Genomic DNA, 16,899 nt, shown 5'->3' on the forward strand with positions numbered 1-16,899 from the left:
GGGCCGGGGCTTCATTCACGGCTTATTCCGCCGCCTGGCCTTCGGCAAGGAAGAACCAGGTTTCCAGCACGGTGTCCGGGTTCAGCGACACGCTTTCGATGCCCTGCTCCATCAGCCACTTGGCCAGGTCCGGGTGATCCGAAGGGCCCTGACCGCAGATGCCGATGTATTTGCCGGCCTTGTTGCACGCGGCAATAGCGTTGGCCAACAGCTTCTTGACCGCCGGATTACGCTCGTCGAACAGGTGCGCGATGATCCCGGAGTCACGGTCCAGACCCAGTGTCAGCTGAGTCAGGTCGTTGGAGCCGATCGAGAAACCGTCGAAGAATTCGAGGAACTCTTCAGCCAGGATCGCGTTGGATGGCAGTTCGCACATCATGATCACGCGCAGACCGTTTTCACCGCGCTTGAGGCCGTTTTCGGCGAGCAGATCCACCACCTGGCTGGCTTCGCCGAGGGTACGGACGAACGGCACCATGATTTCGACGTTGGTCAGGCCCATCTCGTTGCGCACGCGTTTCAGCGCACGGCACTCGAGTTCGAAGCAGTCACGGAACGATTCGCTGATGTAACGCGAAGCGCCACGGAAACCCAGCATCGGGTTTTCTTCTTCCGGCTCGTAGAGTTTGCCGCCGATCAGGTTGGCGTACTCGTTGGACTTGAAGTCCGACAGACGCACGATGACTTTCTTCGGTGCGAACGCAGCGGCCAGGGTGCTGATGCCTTCAACCAGTTTCTCGACATAGAAGCCGACCGGATCGTCGTAACCGGCGATGCGCTTGTCGACGCTTTCCTTGATGTCCTGCGGCAGGCCGTCGTAGTTCAACAGCGCTTTCGGGTGAACGCCGATCATGCGGTTGATGATGAATTCCAGACGGGCCAGGCCCACACCGGCGTTCGGCAGCTGCGCGAAGTCGAAGGCGCGATCCGGGTTGCCGACGTTCATCATGATCTTGAACGGCAGCTCCGGCATGGCGTCGACGGAGTTCTTCTTGATGTCGAAACCCAGTTCGCCTTCGAAGATGTAACCGGTGTCGCCTTCGGCACAGGACACGGTCACGCCCTGGCCATCCTTCAGCAGTTGGGTGGCGTTACCGCAACCGACAACAGCAGGAATACCCAGCTCACGGGCGATGATCGCCGCGTGGCAGGTACGGCCGCCACGGTTGGTGACGATGGCGCTGGCGCGCTTCATGACCGGTTCCCAGTCCGGGTCGGTCATGTCGGAAACCAGCACGTCGCCCGGCTGGACTTTGTCCATCTCGGAGACGTCCTTGATGATCCGCACCTTGCCGGCGCCGATGCGCTGGCCGATGGCACGGCCTTCCACCAGCACGGTGCCGGTTTCTTTCAGCAGGTAACGTTCCATGACGTTGGCCTGGGTGCGGCTCTTCACGGTTTCCGGACGGGCCTGCACGATGTACAGCTTGCCGTCGTCACCGTCCTTGGCCCACTCGATGTCCATCGGGCAGCCATAGTGCTTCTCGATGATCATCGCCTGCTTGGCCAGCTCGCTGACTTCAGCGTCGGTCAGGCAGAAACGCGCGCGCTCGGCCTTGTCGACATCAACGGTTTTCACGGAACGACCGGCCTTGGCCTCGTCACCGTAGATCATCTTGATGGCCTTGCTGCCCAGGTTGCGGCGCAGGATTGCCGGGCGACCGGCTTCCAGGGTGCCCTTGTGGACATAGAATTCGTCCGGGTTCACCGCGCCTTGTACGACGGTTTCGCCCAGGCCGTAAGCGCCGGTGATGAACACCACGTCACGGAAGCCGGATTCGGTATCGAGGGTGAACATCACGCCGGCGGTGCCGGTTTCCGAACGCACCATGCGCTGCACGCCCGCCGACAGGGCGACCAGTTTGTGGTCGAAGCCCTGGTGCACGCGGTAGGAAATGGCACGGTCGTTGAACAGGGAAGCGAACACCTCCTTGGCCGCGCGGATGACGTTTTCCACGCCACGGATGTTCAGGAAGGTTTCCTGCTGACCGGCGAACGAAGCGTCCGGCAGGTCTTCGGCGGTGGCGGAGGAACGCACGGCCACGGCCACGTCAGGATTACCGGCCGACAACGCGGCGAACGCGGTGCGGATCTCGGTGTTCAGTTTTTCAGGGAATTCGGCTTCCATGATCCATTGGCGGATCTGGGCGCCGGTCTTGGCCAGGGCATTGACGTCATCGACGTCCAGCGCATCAAGGGCCTTGTGGATCTGATCGTTCAGACCGCTCAGTTCCAGGAAGTCGCGATAGGCTTGCGCCGTGGTGGCGAAGCCGCCGGGGACCGAAACACCGGCACCGGCCAGGTTACTGATCATCTCGCCCAGGGATGCGTTCTTGCCCCCCACATGCTCAACATCGTGTTTGCCGAGCTTATCGAGGGAAACTACGTACTCTACCAAGGTGATCTCTCCACTAACTGTGTTGGAAAAGCTCAGAAACCGGCGGCTCGGGGGAGCGTTGGCCGGCTGTATGGCCTGGACCTGGAAAATAAGTGAGAATGCGGGCCAATGGTGGCCGACAAATCGCGCCTATCATATCCAGAAATGCTCATTAGCTTAAGGCCCAAGGTGCAAATGAAACGATCTGCTTTCTTTATCTCCGATGGCACCGGTATCACCGCCGAAACCCTGGGTCAAAGCCTTCTGGCGCAGTTCGAAAACATTACCTTCAGCAAATTCACGCGACCGTACATCGACAGCGTTGAAAAAGCGCGGGCCATGGTACAACAAATCAACAAAGCCGCTGAAACCGACGGTTTCCGGCCGATTATCTTCGACACCATCGTCAATCAGGACATTCGTGAGATTCTCGCAACCTCCAATGGTTTCATGATCGACATTTTCTCGACGTTCCTCGCCCCGCTCGAGCAGGAACTGACCGAGCATTCTTCCTACACCGTCGGCAAATCCCACTCCATCGGTCACAACTCCAATTACATGGAGCGGATCGAGGCGGTGAACTTCGCCCTCGACAACGATGACGGCGCCCGCACCCACTATTACGACAAGGCCGATCTGATACTAGTGGGTGTGTCGCGTTGTGGTAAGACGCCGACGTGCCTGTACATGGCGATGCAGTTCGGCATCCGCGCGGCCAACTACCCGCTGACCGAAGACGACATGGAACGCCTGCAATTGCCGGCCGCCCTGCGCGCCCACCAGCACAAGCTGTTCGGCCTGACCATCGACCCGGACCGCCTCACCGCGATCCGCAACGAACGCAAGCCCAACAGCCGTTACTCGAGCTACGCCCAGTGCGAGTTCGAAGTGCGCGAAGTGGAAAACCTGTTTCGCCGCGAGAACATCCCGAACATCAACTCCACGCATTTTTCGGTGGAAGAGATTTCCGCGAAGATTCTTGTGGAAAAAGGCGTCGAGCGGCGCTTCAAATAGCTCTGCGGTGTCTGATCTGACGCCTTCGCGGGCAAGCCCGGCTCCCACAGGTGTCGTGGTGTTTGCAAAAATTGCATCCGACACAAAACCCTGTGGGAGCGTGGCTTGCCCGCGAAGAACGATAACGCGGTCTCTCAGATCACAAACAAATCGACAAACCTGTTCACTGGCGTGGCTTCAAGCCGCACCTGATCCTTGCACAACACCAGAATCTCCCCGCTGCGCTGCCCGGTGAAGCGGGTCGCCAGATTTGCCCGGAATTTGTCCTCCAGCAACGGAATACCCTCGGCGCGACGCCGGCGATGGCCGATCGGGTACTCCACCACCACGTTTTCCGTGCTCGAACCGTCCTTGAAAAACACCTGCACCGCATTGGCGATCGAGCGCTTGTCGGCCTCCAGGTATTCGCGGGTGAAACGCGGATCTTCGACGATGACCATTTTCTCGCGCAGCACATCGATGATCGGATGAGCCTTGTGGAAATCATCCTCGTACTGCTCAGCCACCAGATTGCCGAACGCCAGCGGCACGGCGGTCATGTACTGGAGGCAGTGATCGCGGTCGGCAGCATTGGCCAGCGGCCCGACCTTGGAAATGATGCGAATCGCCGATTCGTGGGTGGTGATGACGATCCGGTCGATCTCATGCAGACGGTTGCGCACCTGCGGGTGCAGGGTCACGGCGGCTTCGCAGGCGGTTTGCGCGTGGAATTCGGCGGGGAAGCTGATTTTGAACAGCACGTTCTCCATCACGTAGCTGCCGAACGGTCGCGAAAAACTGAAGGCGCGCTTGTCTTCAGGCTTGAGTGCCAGATCATTGTTGGTGTGGCTGAACAGAACGTCGTAAAAGCCCCACTGTTTGGCACTCAAGACGCCGGGAATGCCCATTTCGCCGCGCATCGCGATATCCGCCAGCCGCACGCCCCGGCTCGACGCATCCCCCGCCGCCCAGGATTTTCGCGAACCGGCGTTCGGCGCATGGCGGTAAGTGCGCAATGCCTGACCGTCGGCAAACGCATGGGACAACGCCGATAACAGCTGCTCGCGGTTGGCGCCCATCAGTTTGGCGGTCACGGCGGTCGAGGCCACTTTCACCAGAATGACGTGGTCGAGGCCTACACGATTGAAGGAGTTTTCCAGAGCGATCACGCCTTGAATCTCGTGGGCCATGATCATGGCTTCGAGTACATCATGCATGGTCAGCGGCGCTTCACCGTTGGCCAGACGCTTTTGCGACAGGTGATCGGCCACCGCGAGAATCCCGCCGAGGTTATCCGACGGATGGCCCCATTCCGCGGCGAGCCAGGTGTCGTTGTAATCGAGCCAGCGCACGATGCAGCCGATGTCCCACGCGGCTTTCACCGGGTCGAGGCGATAGGAGGTGCCTGGGACCCGCGCGCCGAATGGGACGACGGTGCCTTCGACCATCGGGCCAAGGTGTTTGGTGCATTCGGGAAAGCGCAGGGCCAGCAGGCCGCAGCCCAGGGTGTCCATCAGGCAATTGCGGGCGGTGTCGAGGGCTTCGGCGGATGTGATTTTGTAGCTGAGGACGTAATCGGCAATGTCCTGCAGGACACGGTCGTAGTCGGGGCGGTTGTTCAGGTCGACGTTGGCGCTCATGTTCGATTCACTCTTGAAAGTGGTTCGTTGATGGGACCTCGGTTCAGGACTAATTTTCTTCTTATTGAAATGCAGACAACTGTGGGAGCGAGCCTGCTCGCGATTGCGGTTTATCAGCCGACATCAATCCTGAATGTCAGTCCGTCATCGCGAGCAGGCTCGCTCCCACATGTGCTCGGTGTCGGGATCAGAAAGAGTCGCCAGGAACGCGGACGTAACCTTCCATCAGGACGCGCGCACTTCGGCTCATGATCGCCTTCTTCACCACCCACTCACCATTTTCCAGGCTGGCTTCTGCGCCAACACGCAACGTCCCGGACGGATGCCCGAACCGCACCGCATTCCGCTCCACACCACCAGCCGCCAGATTCACCAAAGTGCCCGAGATGGCTGCTGCGGTGCCAATCGCCACCGCCGCCGTCCCCATCATCGCGTGGTGCAGCTTGCCCATCGATAACGCCCGTACCAGCAAATCCACATCCCCGGCGCCAATCGCCTTGCCACTGGACGCCACGTAATCCGCAGGCTTGGCGACAAACGCAACCTTCGGCGTGTGTTGTCGCTTGGCCGCCTCATCCAGATTCGAAATCAGCCCCATGCGCAGCGCGCCATAAGCACGAATGGTCTCGAACATCTGCAACGCTTTCGGATCGCTGTTGATCGCGCTCTGCAGTTCGGTGCCGGTGTAACCGATGTCTTCGGCGTTGACGAAGATCGTCGGGATACCCGCGTTGATCATGGTCGCCTTGAACGTGCCGACGCCCGGCACTTCCAGTTCATCGATCAGGTTGCCGGTGGGGAACATCGAACCACCGCCGCCCTCTTCTTCCGCCGCCGGGTCCATGAATTCGACCTGGACTTCGGCGGCCGGAAAGGTCACGCCGTCGAGTTCAAAATCACCGGTTTCCTGAACTTCGCCGTTGGTGATCGGCACGTGGGCAATGATGGTTTTGCCGATGTTGGCCTGCCACACGCGAACCACCGCCACGCCGTTGTGCGGAATGCGGCTGGCGTCCACAAGACCGTTGCTGATGGCGAACGAACCGACCGCCGCCGACAGGTTGCCGCAGTTGCCGCTCCAATCCACGAAGGGCTTGTCGATGGACACCTGACCGAACAGGTAATCGACGTCGTGATCGGCCTTGATGCTTTTCGACAGGATCACGGTTTTGCTGGTGCTGGACGTGGCGCCGCCCATGCCGTCGATCTGCTTGTCGTACGGATCGGGGCTGCCGATGACCCGCAGCAACAGCGCATCGCGGGCCGGACCGGGAATCTGCGCGGCTTCGGGCAGGTCCTTGAGGCTGAAAAACACGCCTTTGCTGGTGCCACCACGCATGTAGGTGGCGGGGATTCTTATTTGCGGTGCGTGAGCCATGGTGCTCCTTATCAGCAAACGCGGATCAACCGACCCGCGTTCGCACTACGTGGTTTAAACGGCAACCGCCGACTCTTCGAGGAAGTCCTGAGCGAAGCGCTGCAACACCCCGCCAGCCTCATAGATCGACACTTCTTCAGCGGTGTCGAGACGGCAGGTCACCGGCACGTCGACACGCTCGCCGTTCTTGCGATGGATCACCAGCGTCAGGTCGGCACGCGGCGTGCGCTCGCCGATCACGTCGTAGGTTTCGCTGCCATCGATACCCAGGGTCTTGCGGTCGGTGCCCGGTTTGAATTCCAGCGGCAACACGCCCATGCCCACCAGGTTGGTGCGGTGAATGCGCTCGAAACCTTCGGCGGCAATCGCTTCCACACCCGCCAGACGCACGCCTTTGGCCGCCCAGTCGCGGGACGAACCCTGGCCGTAGTCGGCGCCGGCGATGATGATCAGCGGCTGCTTGCGTTCCATGTAGGTTTCGATGGCTTCCCACATGCGCATCACTTGGCCTTCCGGCTCGACACGGGCCAGCGAACCCTGTTTGACCTTGCCGTTCTCCACGACCATTTCGTTGAACAGTTTCGGGTTGGCAAATGTCGCGCGCTGTGCGGTCAGGTGGTCGCCACGGTGGGTCGCGTAAGAGTTGAAGTCCTCTTCCGGCAGGCCCATTTTCGCCAGGTATTCGCCGGCGGCGCTGTCGAGCATGATCGCGTTCGAAGGAGACAGGTGATCGGTGGTGATGTTGTCCGGCAATACCGCCAACGGACGCATGCCCTTGAGCGGCCGCGCCCCGGCCAACGCGCCCTCCCAGTACGGCGGACGGCGGATGTAGGTGCTCATTTCGCGCCAGTCGTACAGCGGCGTTACTTTCGGGCCGGTGTCTTCATGGATGGCGAACATCGGGATGTAGACCTGACGGAACTGCTCGGGCTTGACCGAGGATTTCACCACCGCGTCGATTTCTTCGTCGCTCGGCCAGATGTCTTTAAGGCGGATTTCCTTGCCGTCGACCACGCCCAGCACATCTTTCTCGATATCAAAGCGGATGGTGCCGGCAATCGCGTAGGCCACCACCAGCGGCGGCGAAGCGAGGAACGCCTGCTTGGCGTACGGGTGAATCCGCCCGTCGAAGTTGCGGTTGCCGGACAGCACAGCGGTCGCGTACAGATCGCGGTCGATGATTTCCTGCTGGATCACCGGATCCAGCGCGCCGGACATGCCGTTGCAGGTGGTGCAGGCGAAGGCGACGACGCCGAAACCGAGCTGCTCCAGCTCCGTGGTCAGCCCCGCTTCATCGAGGTACAGCGCCACGGTTTTCGAGCCCGGTGCCAGCGACGACTTGACCCACGGCTTGCGGGTCAGCCCGAGCTTGTTGGCATTGCGCGCCAGCAGGCCGGCGGCGATCACGTTGCGCGGGTTGCTGGTGTTGGTGCAACTGGTGATGGCGGCGATGATCACCGCGCCGTCGGGCATTTGCCCCGGCACGTCCTGCCACTGGCCGGCGATGCCTTTGGCGGCCAGATCCGACACCGCCACGCGAGCGTGCGGGTTGCTCGGGCCGGCCATGTTGCGCACCACCGAAGACAGATCGAAGGTCAGGCCGCGCTCGTATTGCGCGCCTTTCAGGCTGTCGGCCCACAGGCCGATCTGCTTGGCATATTGCTCGACGAGTTGCACTTGCTGGTCTTCGCGACCGGTCAGTTTCAGGTAGTCGATGGTTTGCTGGTCGATATAGAACATCGCCGCCGTGGCGCCGTATTCCGGGGCCATGTTGGAGATGGTTGCGCGGTCGCCGAGGGTCAGTGCCGAAGCACCTTCGCCGAAGAACTCCAGCCATGCGCCGACCACTTTCTGTTTGCGCAGGTATTCGGTCAGGGCCAGCACCATGTCGGTGGCGGTGATGCCCGGTTGCAGCTTGCCGGTCAGTTCGACGCCGACGCTTTCCGGCAGGCGCATCCACGACGCGCGGCCGAGCATCACGCTTTCGGCTTCCAGACCACCGACACCGATGGCGATCACGCCCAGCGCATCGACGTGCGGGGTGTGGCTGTCGGTGCCGACGCAGGTATCCGGGAATGCCACGCCGTCGCGCACCTGAATCACCGGCGACATTTTCTCCAGGTTGATCTGGTGCATGATGCCGTTGCCCGGCGGGATCACGTCGACGTTCTTGAAGGCCTTCTTGGTCCAGTTGATGAAGTGGAAGCGGTCTTCGTTGCGCCGGTCTTCGATGGCGCGGTTCTTCTCGAAGGCCTGCTTGTCAAAACCGCCCGCTTCCACCGCCAGCGAGTGGTCGACGATCAGTTGCGTCGGCACCACCGGGTTGACCTGCGCCGGATCGCCGCCCTGCTGGGCAATCGCGTCGCGCAGGCCGGCCAAGTCCACCAGTGCGGTCTGGCCAAGAATGTCGTGGCACACCACGCGGGCCGGGAACCACGGGAAGTCGAGGTCGCGTTTGCGCTCGATCAGTTGTTTCAGGGAATCGGTGAGCGTGGCCGGGTCGCAGCGACGCACGAGGTTTTCCGCCAGCACGCGAGAGGTGTACGGCAGGGTGTCGTAGCTGCCGGGCTGGATCCCATCGACAGCCGCGCGGACGTCGAAAAAGTCCAGCGGCGTGCCGGGCAGGTTCTTGCGAAATTCTGTGTTCATCGGTCGGGACTCGGTCACGGTAGTTTCAAAGAGGGGGCGCCTGTGCCGGCGCCCTCCCCGGTCAGCGCTGTTCGATTGGCACGAACTTGCGCTGTTCGACGCCGGTGTACTCGGCGCTTGGACGGATGATGCGGTTGTTGGCGCGCTGTTCGAACACGTGCGCCGCCCAGCCGGTCAGGCGCGAGCAGACGAAGATCGGGGTGAACAGCTTGGTCGGGATGCCCATGAAGTGGTACGCCGAGGCATGGTAGAAGTCGGCGTTGGGGAACAGTTTCTTTTGCTCCCACATGGTCTTGTCGATGGCTTCGGAAACCGCGAACAGCACCTTGTCGCCCACTTCGTCGGCGAGTTTTTTCGACCAGCCCTTGATTACCTCGTTGCGCGGATCGCTGTCCTTATAGATCGCGTGGCCGAAGCCCATGATCTTGTCCTTGCGCTCGAGCATGCCGAGGGTGCCCTTGATCGCCTCTTCCGGCGACGAGAAGCGCTCGATCATTTCCATCGCCGCTTCGTTGGCGCCGCCGTGCAGTGGGCCGCGCAACGAGCCGATGGCCGCCGTGACGCAGGAATACAGATCGGACAGGGTCGAAGCACACACCCGAGCGGTGAAGGTCGAGGCGTTGAATTCGTGCTCGGCGTAGAGGATCAGCGACACGTTCATCACTTTGACGTGCAGTTCGCTCGGCTTCTTGTCGTGCAGCAGGTGCAGGAAGTGGCCGCCGATGGACTGTTCGTCCGTCACGCAATTGATGCGTTTGCCGTCGTGGCTGAAGCGATACCAGTAGCACATGATCGCCGGGAACGCGGCCAGCAGGCGGTCGGTCTTGTCGCGTTGCTCGGAGAAGTCTTTCTCCGGCTCGATGTTGCCCAGGAACGAGCATCCGGTGCGCATCACGTCCATCGGGTGGGCGTCGGCGGGGATGCGTTCCAGCACTTCCTTGAGCGCTTGCGGCAGGTCGCGCAGCTTGCTCAGCTTGCCTTGATAGTCGGCGAGCTGTGCCTTGGTCGGCAGCTCCCCGTAGAGCAGCAGGTACGCCACTTCTTCAAATTGTGCATCTGCTGCCAGTTCGCGCACGTCGTAGCCGCGATAGGTCAGCCCGGCACCGGCCTGGCCCACGGTGGACAGTGCGGTTTGCCCGGCAACCTGGCCCCGGAGCCCGGCGCCACTGAGTACTTTTGCTTCGGCCATTGTTGTCTCCAATCTTGAATTTATTAGGGAGTACGGTTGCGGCTTACTTCTTCGCCGCAAACAACGCGTCGAGCTTCTGCTCGAAGGTGTGGTAATCGATGCGATCGTAAAGCTCCATGCGAGTCTGCATGGTGTCGATGACATTCTGCTGAGTGCCGTCGCGGCGGATCGCGGTGTAGACGTTTTCCGCGGCCTTGTTCATCGCGCGGAACGCCGACAGCGGGTACAGCACCAGCGATACATCGGCGCCGGCCAGTTGCTCGGTGGTGTACAGCGGCGTCGAGCCGAATTCGGTGATGTTGGCCAGAATCGGCGCTTTCACGCGGCTGGCGAACAGCTTGTACATCTCCAGTTCCGTGATGGCTTCCGGGAAAATCATGTCGGCGCCGGCCTCGATGCACGCGGCGGCGCGATCCAGTGCCGATTCCAGGCCTTCAACAGCCAGCGCGTCGGTGCGGGCCATGATCACGAAGCTGTCATCGGTGCGGGCATCGACGGCAGCCTTGATGCGGTCGACCATTTCCTGCTGGGTCACGATCTCTTTGTTCGGACGATGACCGCAGCGCTTGGCGCCGACCTGGTCTTCGATGTGAATCGCCGCCGCGCCGAACTTGATCATCGACTTGACGGTGCGCGCCACGTTGAACGCCGAGGCGCCGAAACCGGTGTCCACGTCCACCAGCAGCGGCAGGTCGCAGACGTCGGTGATGCGGCGCACGTCGGTCAGCACGTCATCCAGGCCGGTGATGCCCAGGTCCGGCACGCCGAGGGAGCCGGCAGCCACCCCGCCACCCGACAGGTAGATCGCCTTGAAACCGGCGCGCTTGGCCAGCAGCGCGTGGTTGGCATTGATCGCCCCGACCACTTGCAGCGGATGTTCGCTGGCGACCGCATCGCGGAAACGCTGGCCTGGAGTGCTCTTGTTGGAACTCATGACTCACCTCGTTCAGTGGCTGTCTTGTTGTCGGCGCCGTCCTGGTAGTGACGGGCGATGTTGCGTTTCGAGGCGCCGATGTGACGGCGCATCAACAATTCCGCGAGTTCGCCGTCACGGTCGGCGATGGCATCGAGAATCCGGTGGTGTTCGGCAAAGGCCTGGCGCGGGCGGTTGGGCGTGGTGGAAAACTGGATGCGGTACATGCGCACCAGTTGATAGAGCTCGCCGCAGAGCATTTGCGTAAGGGTGCGGTTGCCGCTGCCCTGGATGATCCGGTAGTGAAAGTCGAAATCGCCTTCCTGCTGGTAGTAGCCGACGCCGGCCTGAAACGCCGCATCGCGCTCATGGGTTTCCAGCACCCGGCGCAGTTCGTCGATTTCTTCGACGCTCATGCGTTCGGCCGCCAGACGGCAGGCCATGCCTTCGAGGGATTCGCGGATTTCGTAGAGTTCGAGCAATTCGGCGTGGCTCAGCGACACCACCCGCGCACCGACGTGCGGTACGCGCACCAGCAGGCGCTGGCCTTCCAGCCGATGGATCGCCTCGCGCAGCGGCCCGCGGCTGATGCCGTAGGTGCGCGCCAGTTCCGGCTCGGAGATCTTGCTGCCCGGGGCGATCTCGCCTTTGACGATGGCCGCCTGGATGCGCCGGAAGACGTTTTCCGAGAGCGTCTCGGAATCGTCGCCGCTGACCACCGGGGGATCGAGTTGATCCAGCATATTGTCGACACCTTCAAATCCAATGCGGCAAAAACTAGCGAATCAGCCCGCATCAGTCAAAGGATAAATCTAGATTGTCGACAATCGTCTAATAAGCCTTCATCTCAGCCCCAAGGGTTATAGACCGGTCCCGGCGCTGGCGCCATAAAACCACCGTGCTAGAATGCCGCCCGCATTTGCGAGTCATTTGCACGGCTTGTCATAAAAAGCTGATAGGCACACGAAGGCGCATGGGCAGACAGGATTTCCTGATGCCATGGCCCTGAACCGAGAACGGAACGCTGCTCGCCAGGATTTATGAGACTCAAGCCCTTCCCCACATTCTTTGCACTGTTTTGCCTGCCCGGCCTCGCTGCGGCGGGGGAAAAGACCGTGTACGGCCTCAACGAATACGCTGCCCTCGACGGGATCAACCTGGAAGTGGCGGCGAAACTCGACACCGGGGCGAAAACCGCCTCCCTGAGCGCCCGCGACATCAAACGCTTCAAACGCAACGGCGAGTCCTGGGTACGTTTCTACCTGGCCATCGACGCCGCGCATTCGCACCCGATCGAACGGCCGCTGGCCCGGGTCAGCAAGATCAAGCGCCGCGCCGGCGACTACGACCCGGAAGAAGGCAAGAAGTACACCGCCCGCCCGGTAATCGAGCTGGACATCTGCATGGGTTCGGCAATGCGCAGCATCGAAGTGAACCTGACCGACCGTAGTGCGTTCCAATACCCGCTTTTGATCGGCTCCGAGGCGCTGAAACGCTTCGATGCGCTGGTCGATCCCAGTCTTAAATACGCTGCCGGCAAACCCGCCTGCGCCATCGCCGCTCATACCGCCGAGTAATTTCCATGCGTTCTCTAACCTTCCACCTGAAAGTCCTGATCACCATCCTGGTGTTGCTGGGCGTTTCGGTTACGGCCTATCAGATTTTCGTGCTCGGCATCCCGGTGACCGAAGACGCCACCGACGACCTGTGGAACATCGACGCCAAGGTCGAGTTCGTCGCCAGCACCAAGGATCCGGTGAAGATCCAGATGTTCGTGCCGCCCCTGAGCCGCGATTACGTCAGCCTCAATGAAAGCTTCATCTCCAACAACTACGGCGTGGCGGTCAACCGCGTCGACGGCAACCGCAAGGTCACCTGGTCGGCACGTCGGGCCAAGGGCAATCAGACTCTTTATTACCGTCTGGTGCTGACCAAGCGTTACACCGCCGAAAAAACCAAGGTCAAAGGCCCGACCTTCCGCGACAGCATGGCCATCGAAGGCCCGGAAAAGATCGCCGCCGAAGCCCTGCTCGCGCCGATCCGCCAGCATTCGGCCGACGTCGAGACCTTCATTGGCGAGGCGATCAAACGCGTCAACAACGTCAACGACGACAACGTGAAACTGCTGCTGGCCGGCGATCCGTCGACGCCGCACAAAGCCAAGATCGTCGAACTACTGCTGTCCATCGCCCACGTACCGGTGGAGAAAGTCCACACCATCCGCCTCGTCGCCGATCAACCGCAAACCCCGGAACTGTGGCTGCGCAGCTTCAACGGCACCGACTGGCTGTACTTCAACCCGGAAACCGGCGAGCAAGGCCTGCCGACTGACCGCCTGCTGTGGTGGAGCGGTGATGAAAACCTGATCACCGTCGACGGCGGCAAGAAAGCCAATGTGACCTTCAGCCTGAACAACAGCGAAATGAACGCGATTCGTCTGGCCAAGCTGACCGACGAAAACACCGACGCCAACTTCCTCGAATACTCGCTGTACGGCCTGCCGCTGCAAACCCAGCAGACCTTCATGATCATGGTGATGATCCCGATCGGCGTGCTGGTGATCCTGATCCTGCGCAACCTGATCGGCCTGCAGACCCTCGGCACGTTCACGCCGGTGCTGATCGCCCTGGCCTTCCGCGAGACGCAGCTGGGCTTCGGCATCCTGCTGTTTACCGTGATCACCGCGCTCGGGTTATCGCTGCGCTCGTATCTGGAACACCTGAAGCTGCAAATGCTGCCGCGCCTGTCGGTGGTGCTGACCTTCGTGGTGGTGCTGATTGCGGCGATCAGTCTGTTCAGTCACAAACTCGGTCTGGAGCGCGGTCTGTCGGTGGCGCTGTTCCCGATGGTGATTCTGACCATGACCATCGAACGCCTGTCGATCACCTGGGAAGAACGCGGCGCCAGCCATGCCATGAAAGTGGCGATCGGCACGCTGTTCGCGGCGTCCCTGGCGCACCTGATCATGACCGTTCCGGAGCTGGTGTACTTCGTGTTCACCTTCCCGGCGATCCTGCTGATTCTGGTGGGCTTCATGCTGGCCATGGGTCGCTATCGCGGTTATCGCCTGACTGAACTGGTGCGTTTCAAGGCTTTCCTGAAGAAGGCTGACGCCTGATGTTCGGTTTCTGGAAGACCTGGAAGGCCCTGGAAGCCCGGGGCATCATGGGTATCAATCGGCGTAACGCGGACTACGTGCTCAAGTACAACAAGCGCAGCCTGTACCCGATCGTCGATGACAAGATCATCACCAAGGAACGCGCGATCGAGGCCGGCATTCACGTGCCGGAACTGTATGGCGTGATTTCCACGGAGAAGGAAATCGACAAGCTCGGCGAGATCATCGGCGGGCGCAACGACTTCGTGATCAAGCCGGCCCAGGGCGCCGGCGGTGACGGCATCATCGTCATCGCCGACCGTTTCGAGGGCCGCTATCGCACGGTATCGGGCAAGATCCTTGCCCACGAAGAGCTGGAGCATCACATTTCCAGCATCCTCACCGGCCTGTATTCGCTGGGTGGCCACCGCGACCGGGCGCTGATCGAGTATCGGGTGACCCCGGACCAGATCTTCAAGAGCATCAGCTACGAAGGCGTGCCGGACATCCGCATCATCGTGCTGATGGGTTACCCGGTGATGGCGATGCTGCGTTTGCCGACCCGCCAGTCCGGCGGCAAGGCCAACCTGCATCAGGGCGCCATCGGCGTCGGCGTCGACCTGGCCACGGGCCTGACTTTGCGCGGCACCTGGCTGAACAACATCATCACCAAACACCCGGACACCACCAACGCGGTGGACGGCGTGCAACTGCCCTACTGGGACGGTTTCATGAAGCTCGCCGCCGGTTGTTATGAGCTGTGTGGCCTGGGGTACATCGGCGTGGACATGGTGCTGGACCAGGAGAAAGGCCCGCTGATTCTGGAGCTGAATGCGCGGCCGGGGCTGAATATCCAGATCGCCAACGATTGCGGGCTGACGTTGCGCACCCATGCGGTGGAAGCGCATCTGGAAGAGCTCAAGGCGCGCGGGGTGACGGAGTCGGTTGAAGAGCGAGTGGCGTTTGCTCAGGAGTTGTTTGGGCATATTCCGGCGGTCGAGGGCTGACAGCCCACGACGATCGTTCCCACGCTCCGCGTGGTAACGCCGACATGGACGCTCCGCGTCCACTGTGACGCGGAGCGTCACGGGATGCATTCCCACGCAGAGCGTGGGAACGATCAAACGATCAAGCGTGATACCTGCCGCCAATCTGCCAATCCCCGACATCCCCTCTAGGAGCAATTCCCGGAGGGGACTACAATCCCCACCCCGCCTCGATGGCCGATCTGCCCCGCCCATGTTGACCTGTTCCGTACACCCGCTGCCCTATCGCGCCAACCCCGCCGACTATTTCGCGGCCGTCCGCCATGCGCCCGGCGCCGTGCTGCTCGACAGTGGCCGGCCGAGTGCCGACCGTGGCCGTTATGACCTGCTCAGTGCCTGGCCGCTGGAACAACTGGCGGTATTGCCGGACGAGCGCGGGGAAGATTTCCTGCAACGTCTGCGGGACAATCTGACCCGTTTGGGCGATGCGCAATTGCCCGACGGGTACGAATTGCCCTTCGCCGGTGGCCTGATCGGTTACCTGAGCTACGACTTCGGTCGGCATCTGGAAAACCTGCCAAGTCAGGCCCGGGATGATCTGCAATTGCCCGATGCGCGATTTGGCCTGTACGACTGGGCCTTGATCAGCGATCACCAATCGGCAACCAGCCAACTGGTGTTCCACCCCTCGGTCAGCGCCAGCGAGAAACAGCGGCTGATCGATGTATTCAGCCAACCGGTGGGCACGGAACTGACCCCGTTCAAGCTGAACAGCCCGATGGCGGCAGATCTTTCAGCCGACGATTACCGTCAGGCCTTCGAACGCATCCAGCATTACATCCAGGCCGGTGACTGCTATCAGGTCAACTTCGCCCAGCGCTTCCGCGCGCCGTGCCAGGGTGATCCATGGCTGGCCTACTGCAAATTGCGCGAAGCATGCCCGACGCCGTTTTCCGGTTTCCAAAGCCTGCCCGACGGCAACGCGGTACTGAGCCTGTCACCCGAGCGTTTCGTCAAAGTCAGCCAGCGTCAGGTGGAAACCCGCCCGATCAAGGGCACCCGCCCCCGTGGCGCGACCCCGGCCGAAGACGCGGCGAACGCCGCCGAACTGCTGGCCAGCCCCAAGGACCGCGCGGAAAACCTGATGATCGTCGACCTGCTGCGCAACGACCTGGGCCGCACTTGCCGCATCGGCTCGGTGCGGGTGCCGGAGTTGTTCAGCCTGGAAAGTTATCCGAACGTGCATCACCTGGTCAGCAGCGTGACCGGCGAGCTGGCGGAAGATCGCGACGCTCTGGATCTGATTGCTGGCAGCTTCCCCGGCGGCTCGATCACCGGCGCGCCGAAGATTCGCGCGATGCAGATCATCGACGAACTCGAACCGACCCGACGTGGGTTGTATTGCGGTTCGTTGCTGTATCTGGATGTGCGTGGCGAGATGGACAGTTCCATCGCCATTCGCAGTCTGCTGGTGAAGGATGGACAGGTGTGCTGCTGGGGCGGTGGCGGGATCGTCGCTGACTCGGACTGGCAGGCGGAGTATCAGGAGTCAATTACCAAGGTCAGAGTCCTGCTCGAAACGCTGCAAAACCTCTGACTAGAGTGCTTGATCGTTCCCACGCTCTGCGTGGGAATGCAGCCCGGGACGCTCTGCGTCCCAAGAGCGGACGCAGAGCG

The 16,899-nt window shown here is 61.4% G+C and carries 12 protein-coding genes; 5 read left to right on the forward strand and 7 right to left on the reverse strand.

Annotation, left to right across the window (positions count from 1 at the left end; genetic code table 11):
* Positions 1-22 precede the first annotated feature (22 nt).
* Positions 23-2,398, reverse strand: a complete 2,376-nt coding sequence (ppsA, locus tag BMZ46_RS10665; protein WP_039769989.1) for a phosphoenolpyruvate synthase — start codon at positions 2,396-2,398, stop codon at positions 23-25.
* Positions 2,399-2,572: 174 nt separating this feature from the next.
* Between ppsA and BMZ46_RS10670 the strand changes: the two genes are divergently transcribed.
* Positions 2,573-3,391 (forward strand): posphoenolpyruvate synthetase regulatory kinase/phosphorylase PpsR, encoded by an 819-nt coding sequence (locus tag BMZ46_RS10670; RefSeq protein ID WP_007951980.1) that lies wholly within the window; start codon positions 2,573-2,575, stop codon positions 3,389-3,391.
* A 134-nt stretch (positions 3,392-3,525) separates the two neighbouring features.
* Here BMZ46_RS10670 and prpD read toward each other — a convergent pair whose 3' ends face one another.
* The 6 genes from prpD to BMZ46_RS10700 all read right to left on the reverse strand — a co-directional run bounded on the left by prpD (position 3,526) and on the right by BMZ46_RS10700 (position 11,882).
* Positions 3,526-5,010, reverse strand: coding sequence for a 2-methylcitrate dehydratase (gene prpD / locus BMZ46_RS10675; protein ID WP_074687619.1), 1,485 nt, complete (start codon positions 5,008-5,010; stop codon positions 3,526-3,528).
* Between the two features lie 187 nt (positions 5,011-5,197).
* On the reverse strand, positions 5,198-6,388 hold the full coding sequence (gene prpF / locus BMZ46_RS10680) for a 2-methylaconitate cis-trans isomerase PrpF (protein WP_074687618.1): 1,191 nt from the start codon (positions 6,386-6,388) through the stop codon (positions 5,198-5,200).
* 54 nt (positions 6,389-6,442) lie between these two features.
* Positions 6,443-9,037, reverse strand: a complete 2,595-nt coding sequence (acnD, locus tag BMZ46_RS10685; RefSeq protein ID WP_074687617.1) for a Fe/S-dependent 2-methylisocitrate dehydratase AcnD — start codon at positions 9,035-9,037, stop codon at positions 6,443-6,445.
* A 61-nt stretch (positions 9,038-9,098) separates the two neighbouring features.
* Positions 9,099-10,226, reverse strand: a complete 1,128-nt coding sequence (gene prpC / locus BMZ46_RS10690) for a bifunctional 2-methylcitrate synthase/citrate synthase (protein WP_074687616.1) — start codon at positions 10,224-10,226, stop codon at positions 9,099-9,101.
* A gap of 43 nt (positions 10,227-10,269) precedes the next feature.
* Complete coding sequence (prpB, locus tag BMZ46_RS10695; RefSeq protein ID WP_007951973.1) at positions 10,270-11,160, reverse strand: methylisocitrate lyase; 891 nt, start codon at positions 11,158-11,160, stop codon at positions 10,270-10,272.
* Positions 11,157-11,882 carry a GntR family transcriptional regulator gene (locus BMZ46_RS10700; protein WP_074687615.1) on the reverse strand — a complete coding sequence of 242 codons (726 nt, stop codon included), beginning with the start codon at positions 11,880-11,882 and terminating at the stop codon, positions 11,157-11,159. Before BMZ46_RS10700 ends, prpB begins: the two co-directional genes overlap by 4 nt.
* A gap of 297 nt (positions 11,883-12,179) precedes the next feature.
* Between BMZ46_RS10700 and BMZ46_RS10705 the strand changes: the two genes are divergently transcribed.
* The 4 genes from BMZ46_RS10705 (at position 12,180) to pabB (ending at position 16,819) form a co-directional block, all read left to right on the forward strand.
* On the forward strand, positions 12,180-12,716 hold the full coding sequence (locus tag BMZ46_RS10705; protein WP_011333239.1) for a retropepsin-like aspartic peptidase RloA: 537 nt from the start codon (positions 12,180-12,182) through the stop codon (positions 12,714-12,716).
* Between the two features lie 5 nt (positions 12,717-12,721).
* Positions 12,722-14,257, forward strand: coding sequence for an osmotic stress tolerance membrane protein RloB (locus BMZ46_RS10710; RefSeq protein WP_039769978.1), 1,536 nt, complete (start codon positions 12,722-12,724; stop codon positions 14,255-14,257).
* Positions 14,257-15,243, forward strand: coding sequence for an alpha-L-glutamate ligase-like protein (locus tag BMZ46_RS10715; protein WP_039769976.1), 987 nt, complete (start codon positions 14,257-14,259; stop codon positions 15,241-15,243). The genes BMZ46_RS10710 and BMZ46_RS10715 overlap by 1 nt, the downstream gene beginning before the upstream one ends.
* A gap of 232 nt (positions 15,244-15,475) precedes the next feature.
* Positions 15,476-16,819, forward strand: coding sequence for an aminodeoxychorismate synthase component I (gene pabB / locus BMZ46_RS10720; RefSeq protein ID WP_074687614.1), 1,344 nt, complete (start codon positions 15,476-15,478; stop codon positions 16,817-16,819).
* Positions 16,820-16,899 lie beyond the last annotated feature (80 nt).

The organism is Pseudomonas sp. NFIX49 (assembly GCF_900115915.1).
GTDB classification, from domain to species: Bacteria; Pseudomonadota; Gammaproteobacteria; order Pseudomonadales; family Pseudomonadaceae; genus Aquipseudomonas; species Aquipseudomonas pharyngis.

Bases quoted from the DNA above. Each gene is read 5' to 3' on its own strand.
- BMZ46_RS10710 (WP_039769978.1), top strand. From the start codon at position 12,722: ATGCGTTCTCTAACCTTCCACCTGAAAGTCCTGATCACCATCCTGGTG.
- BMZ46_RS10715 (WP_039769976.1), top strand. From the start codon at position 14,257: ATGTTCGGTTTCTGGAAGACCTGGAAGGCCCTGGAAGCCCGGGGCATC.
- prpB (WP_007951973.1), bottom strand. From the start codon at position 11,160: ATGAGTTCCAACAAGAGCACTCCAGGCCAGCGTTTCCGCGATGCGGTC.
- prpF (WP_074687618.1), bottom strand. From the start codon at position 6,388: ATGGCTCACGCACCGCAAATAAGAATCCCCGCCACCTACATGCGTGGT.
- pabB (WP_074687614.1), top strand. From the start codon at position 15,476: ATGTTGACCTGTTCCGTACACCCGCTGCCCTATCGCGCCAACCCCGCC.
- BMZ46_RS10670 (WP_007951980.1), top strand. From the start codon at position 2,573: ATGAAACGATCTGCTTTCTTTATCTCCGATGGCACCGGTATCACCGCC.
- prpC (WP_074687616.1), bottom strand. From the start codon at position 10,226: ATGGCCGAAGCAAAAGTACTCAGTGGCGCCGGGCTCCGGGGCCAGGTT.
- prpD (WP_074687619.1), bottom strand. From the start codon at position 5,010: ATGAGCGCCAACGTCGACCTGAACAACCGCCCCGACTACGACCGTGTC.
- acnD (WP_074687617.1), bottom strand. From the start codon at position 9,037: ATGAACACAGAATTTCGCAAGAACCTGCCCGGCACGCCGCTGGACTTT.
- BMZ46_RS10700 (WP_074687615.1), bottom strand. From the start codon at position 11,882: ATGCTGGATCAACTCGATCCCCCGGTGGTCAGCGGCGACGATTCCGAG.
- BMZ46_RS10705 (WP_011333239.1), top strand. From the start codon at position 12,180: ATGAGACTCAAGCCCTTCCCCACATTCTTTGCACTGTTTTGCCTGCCC.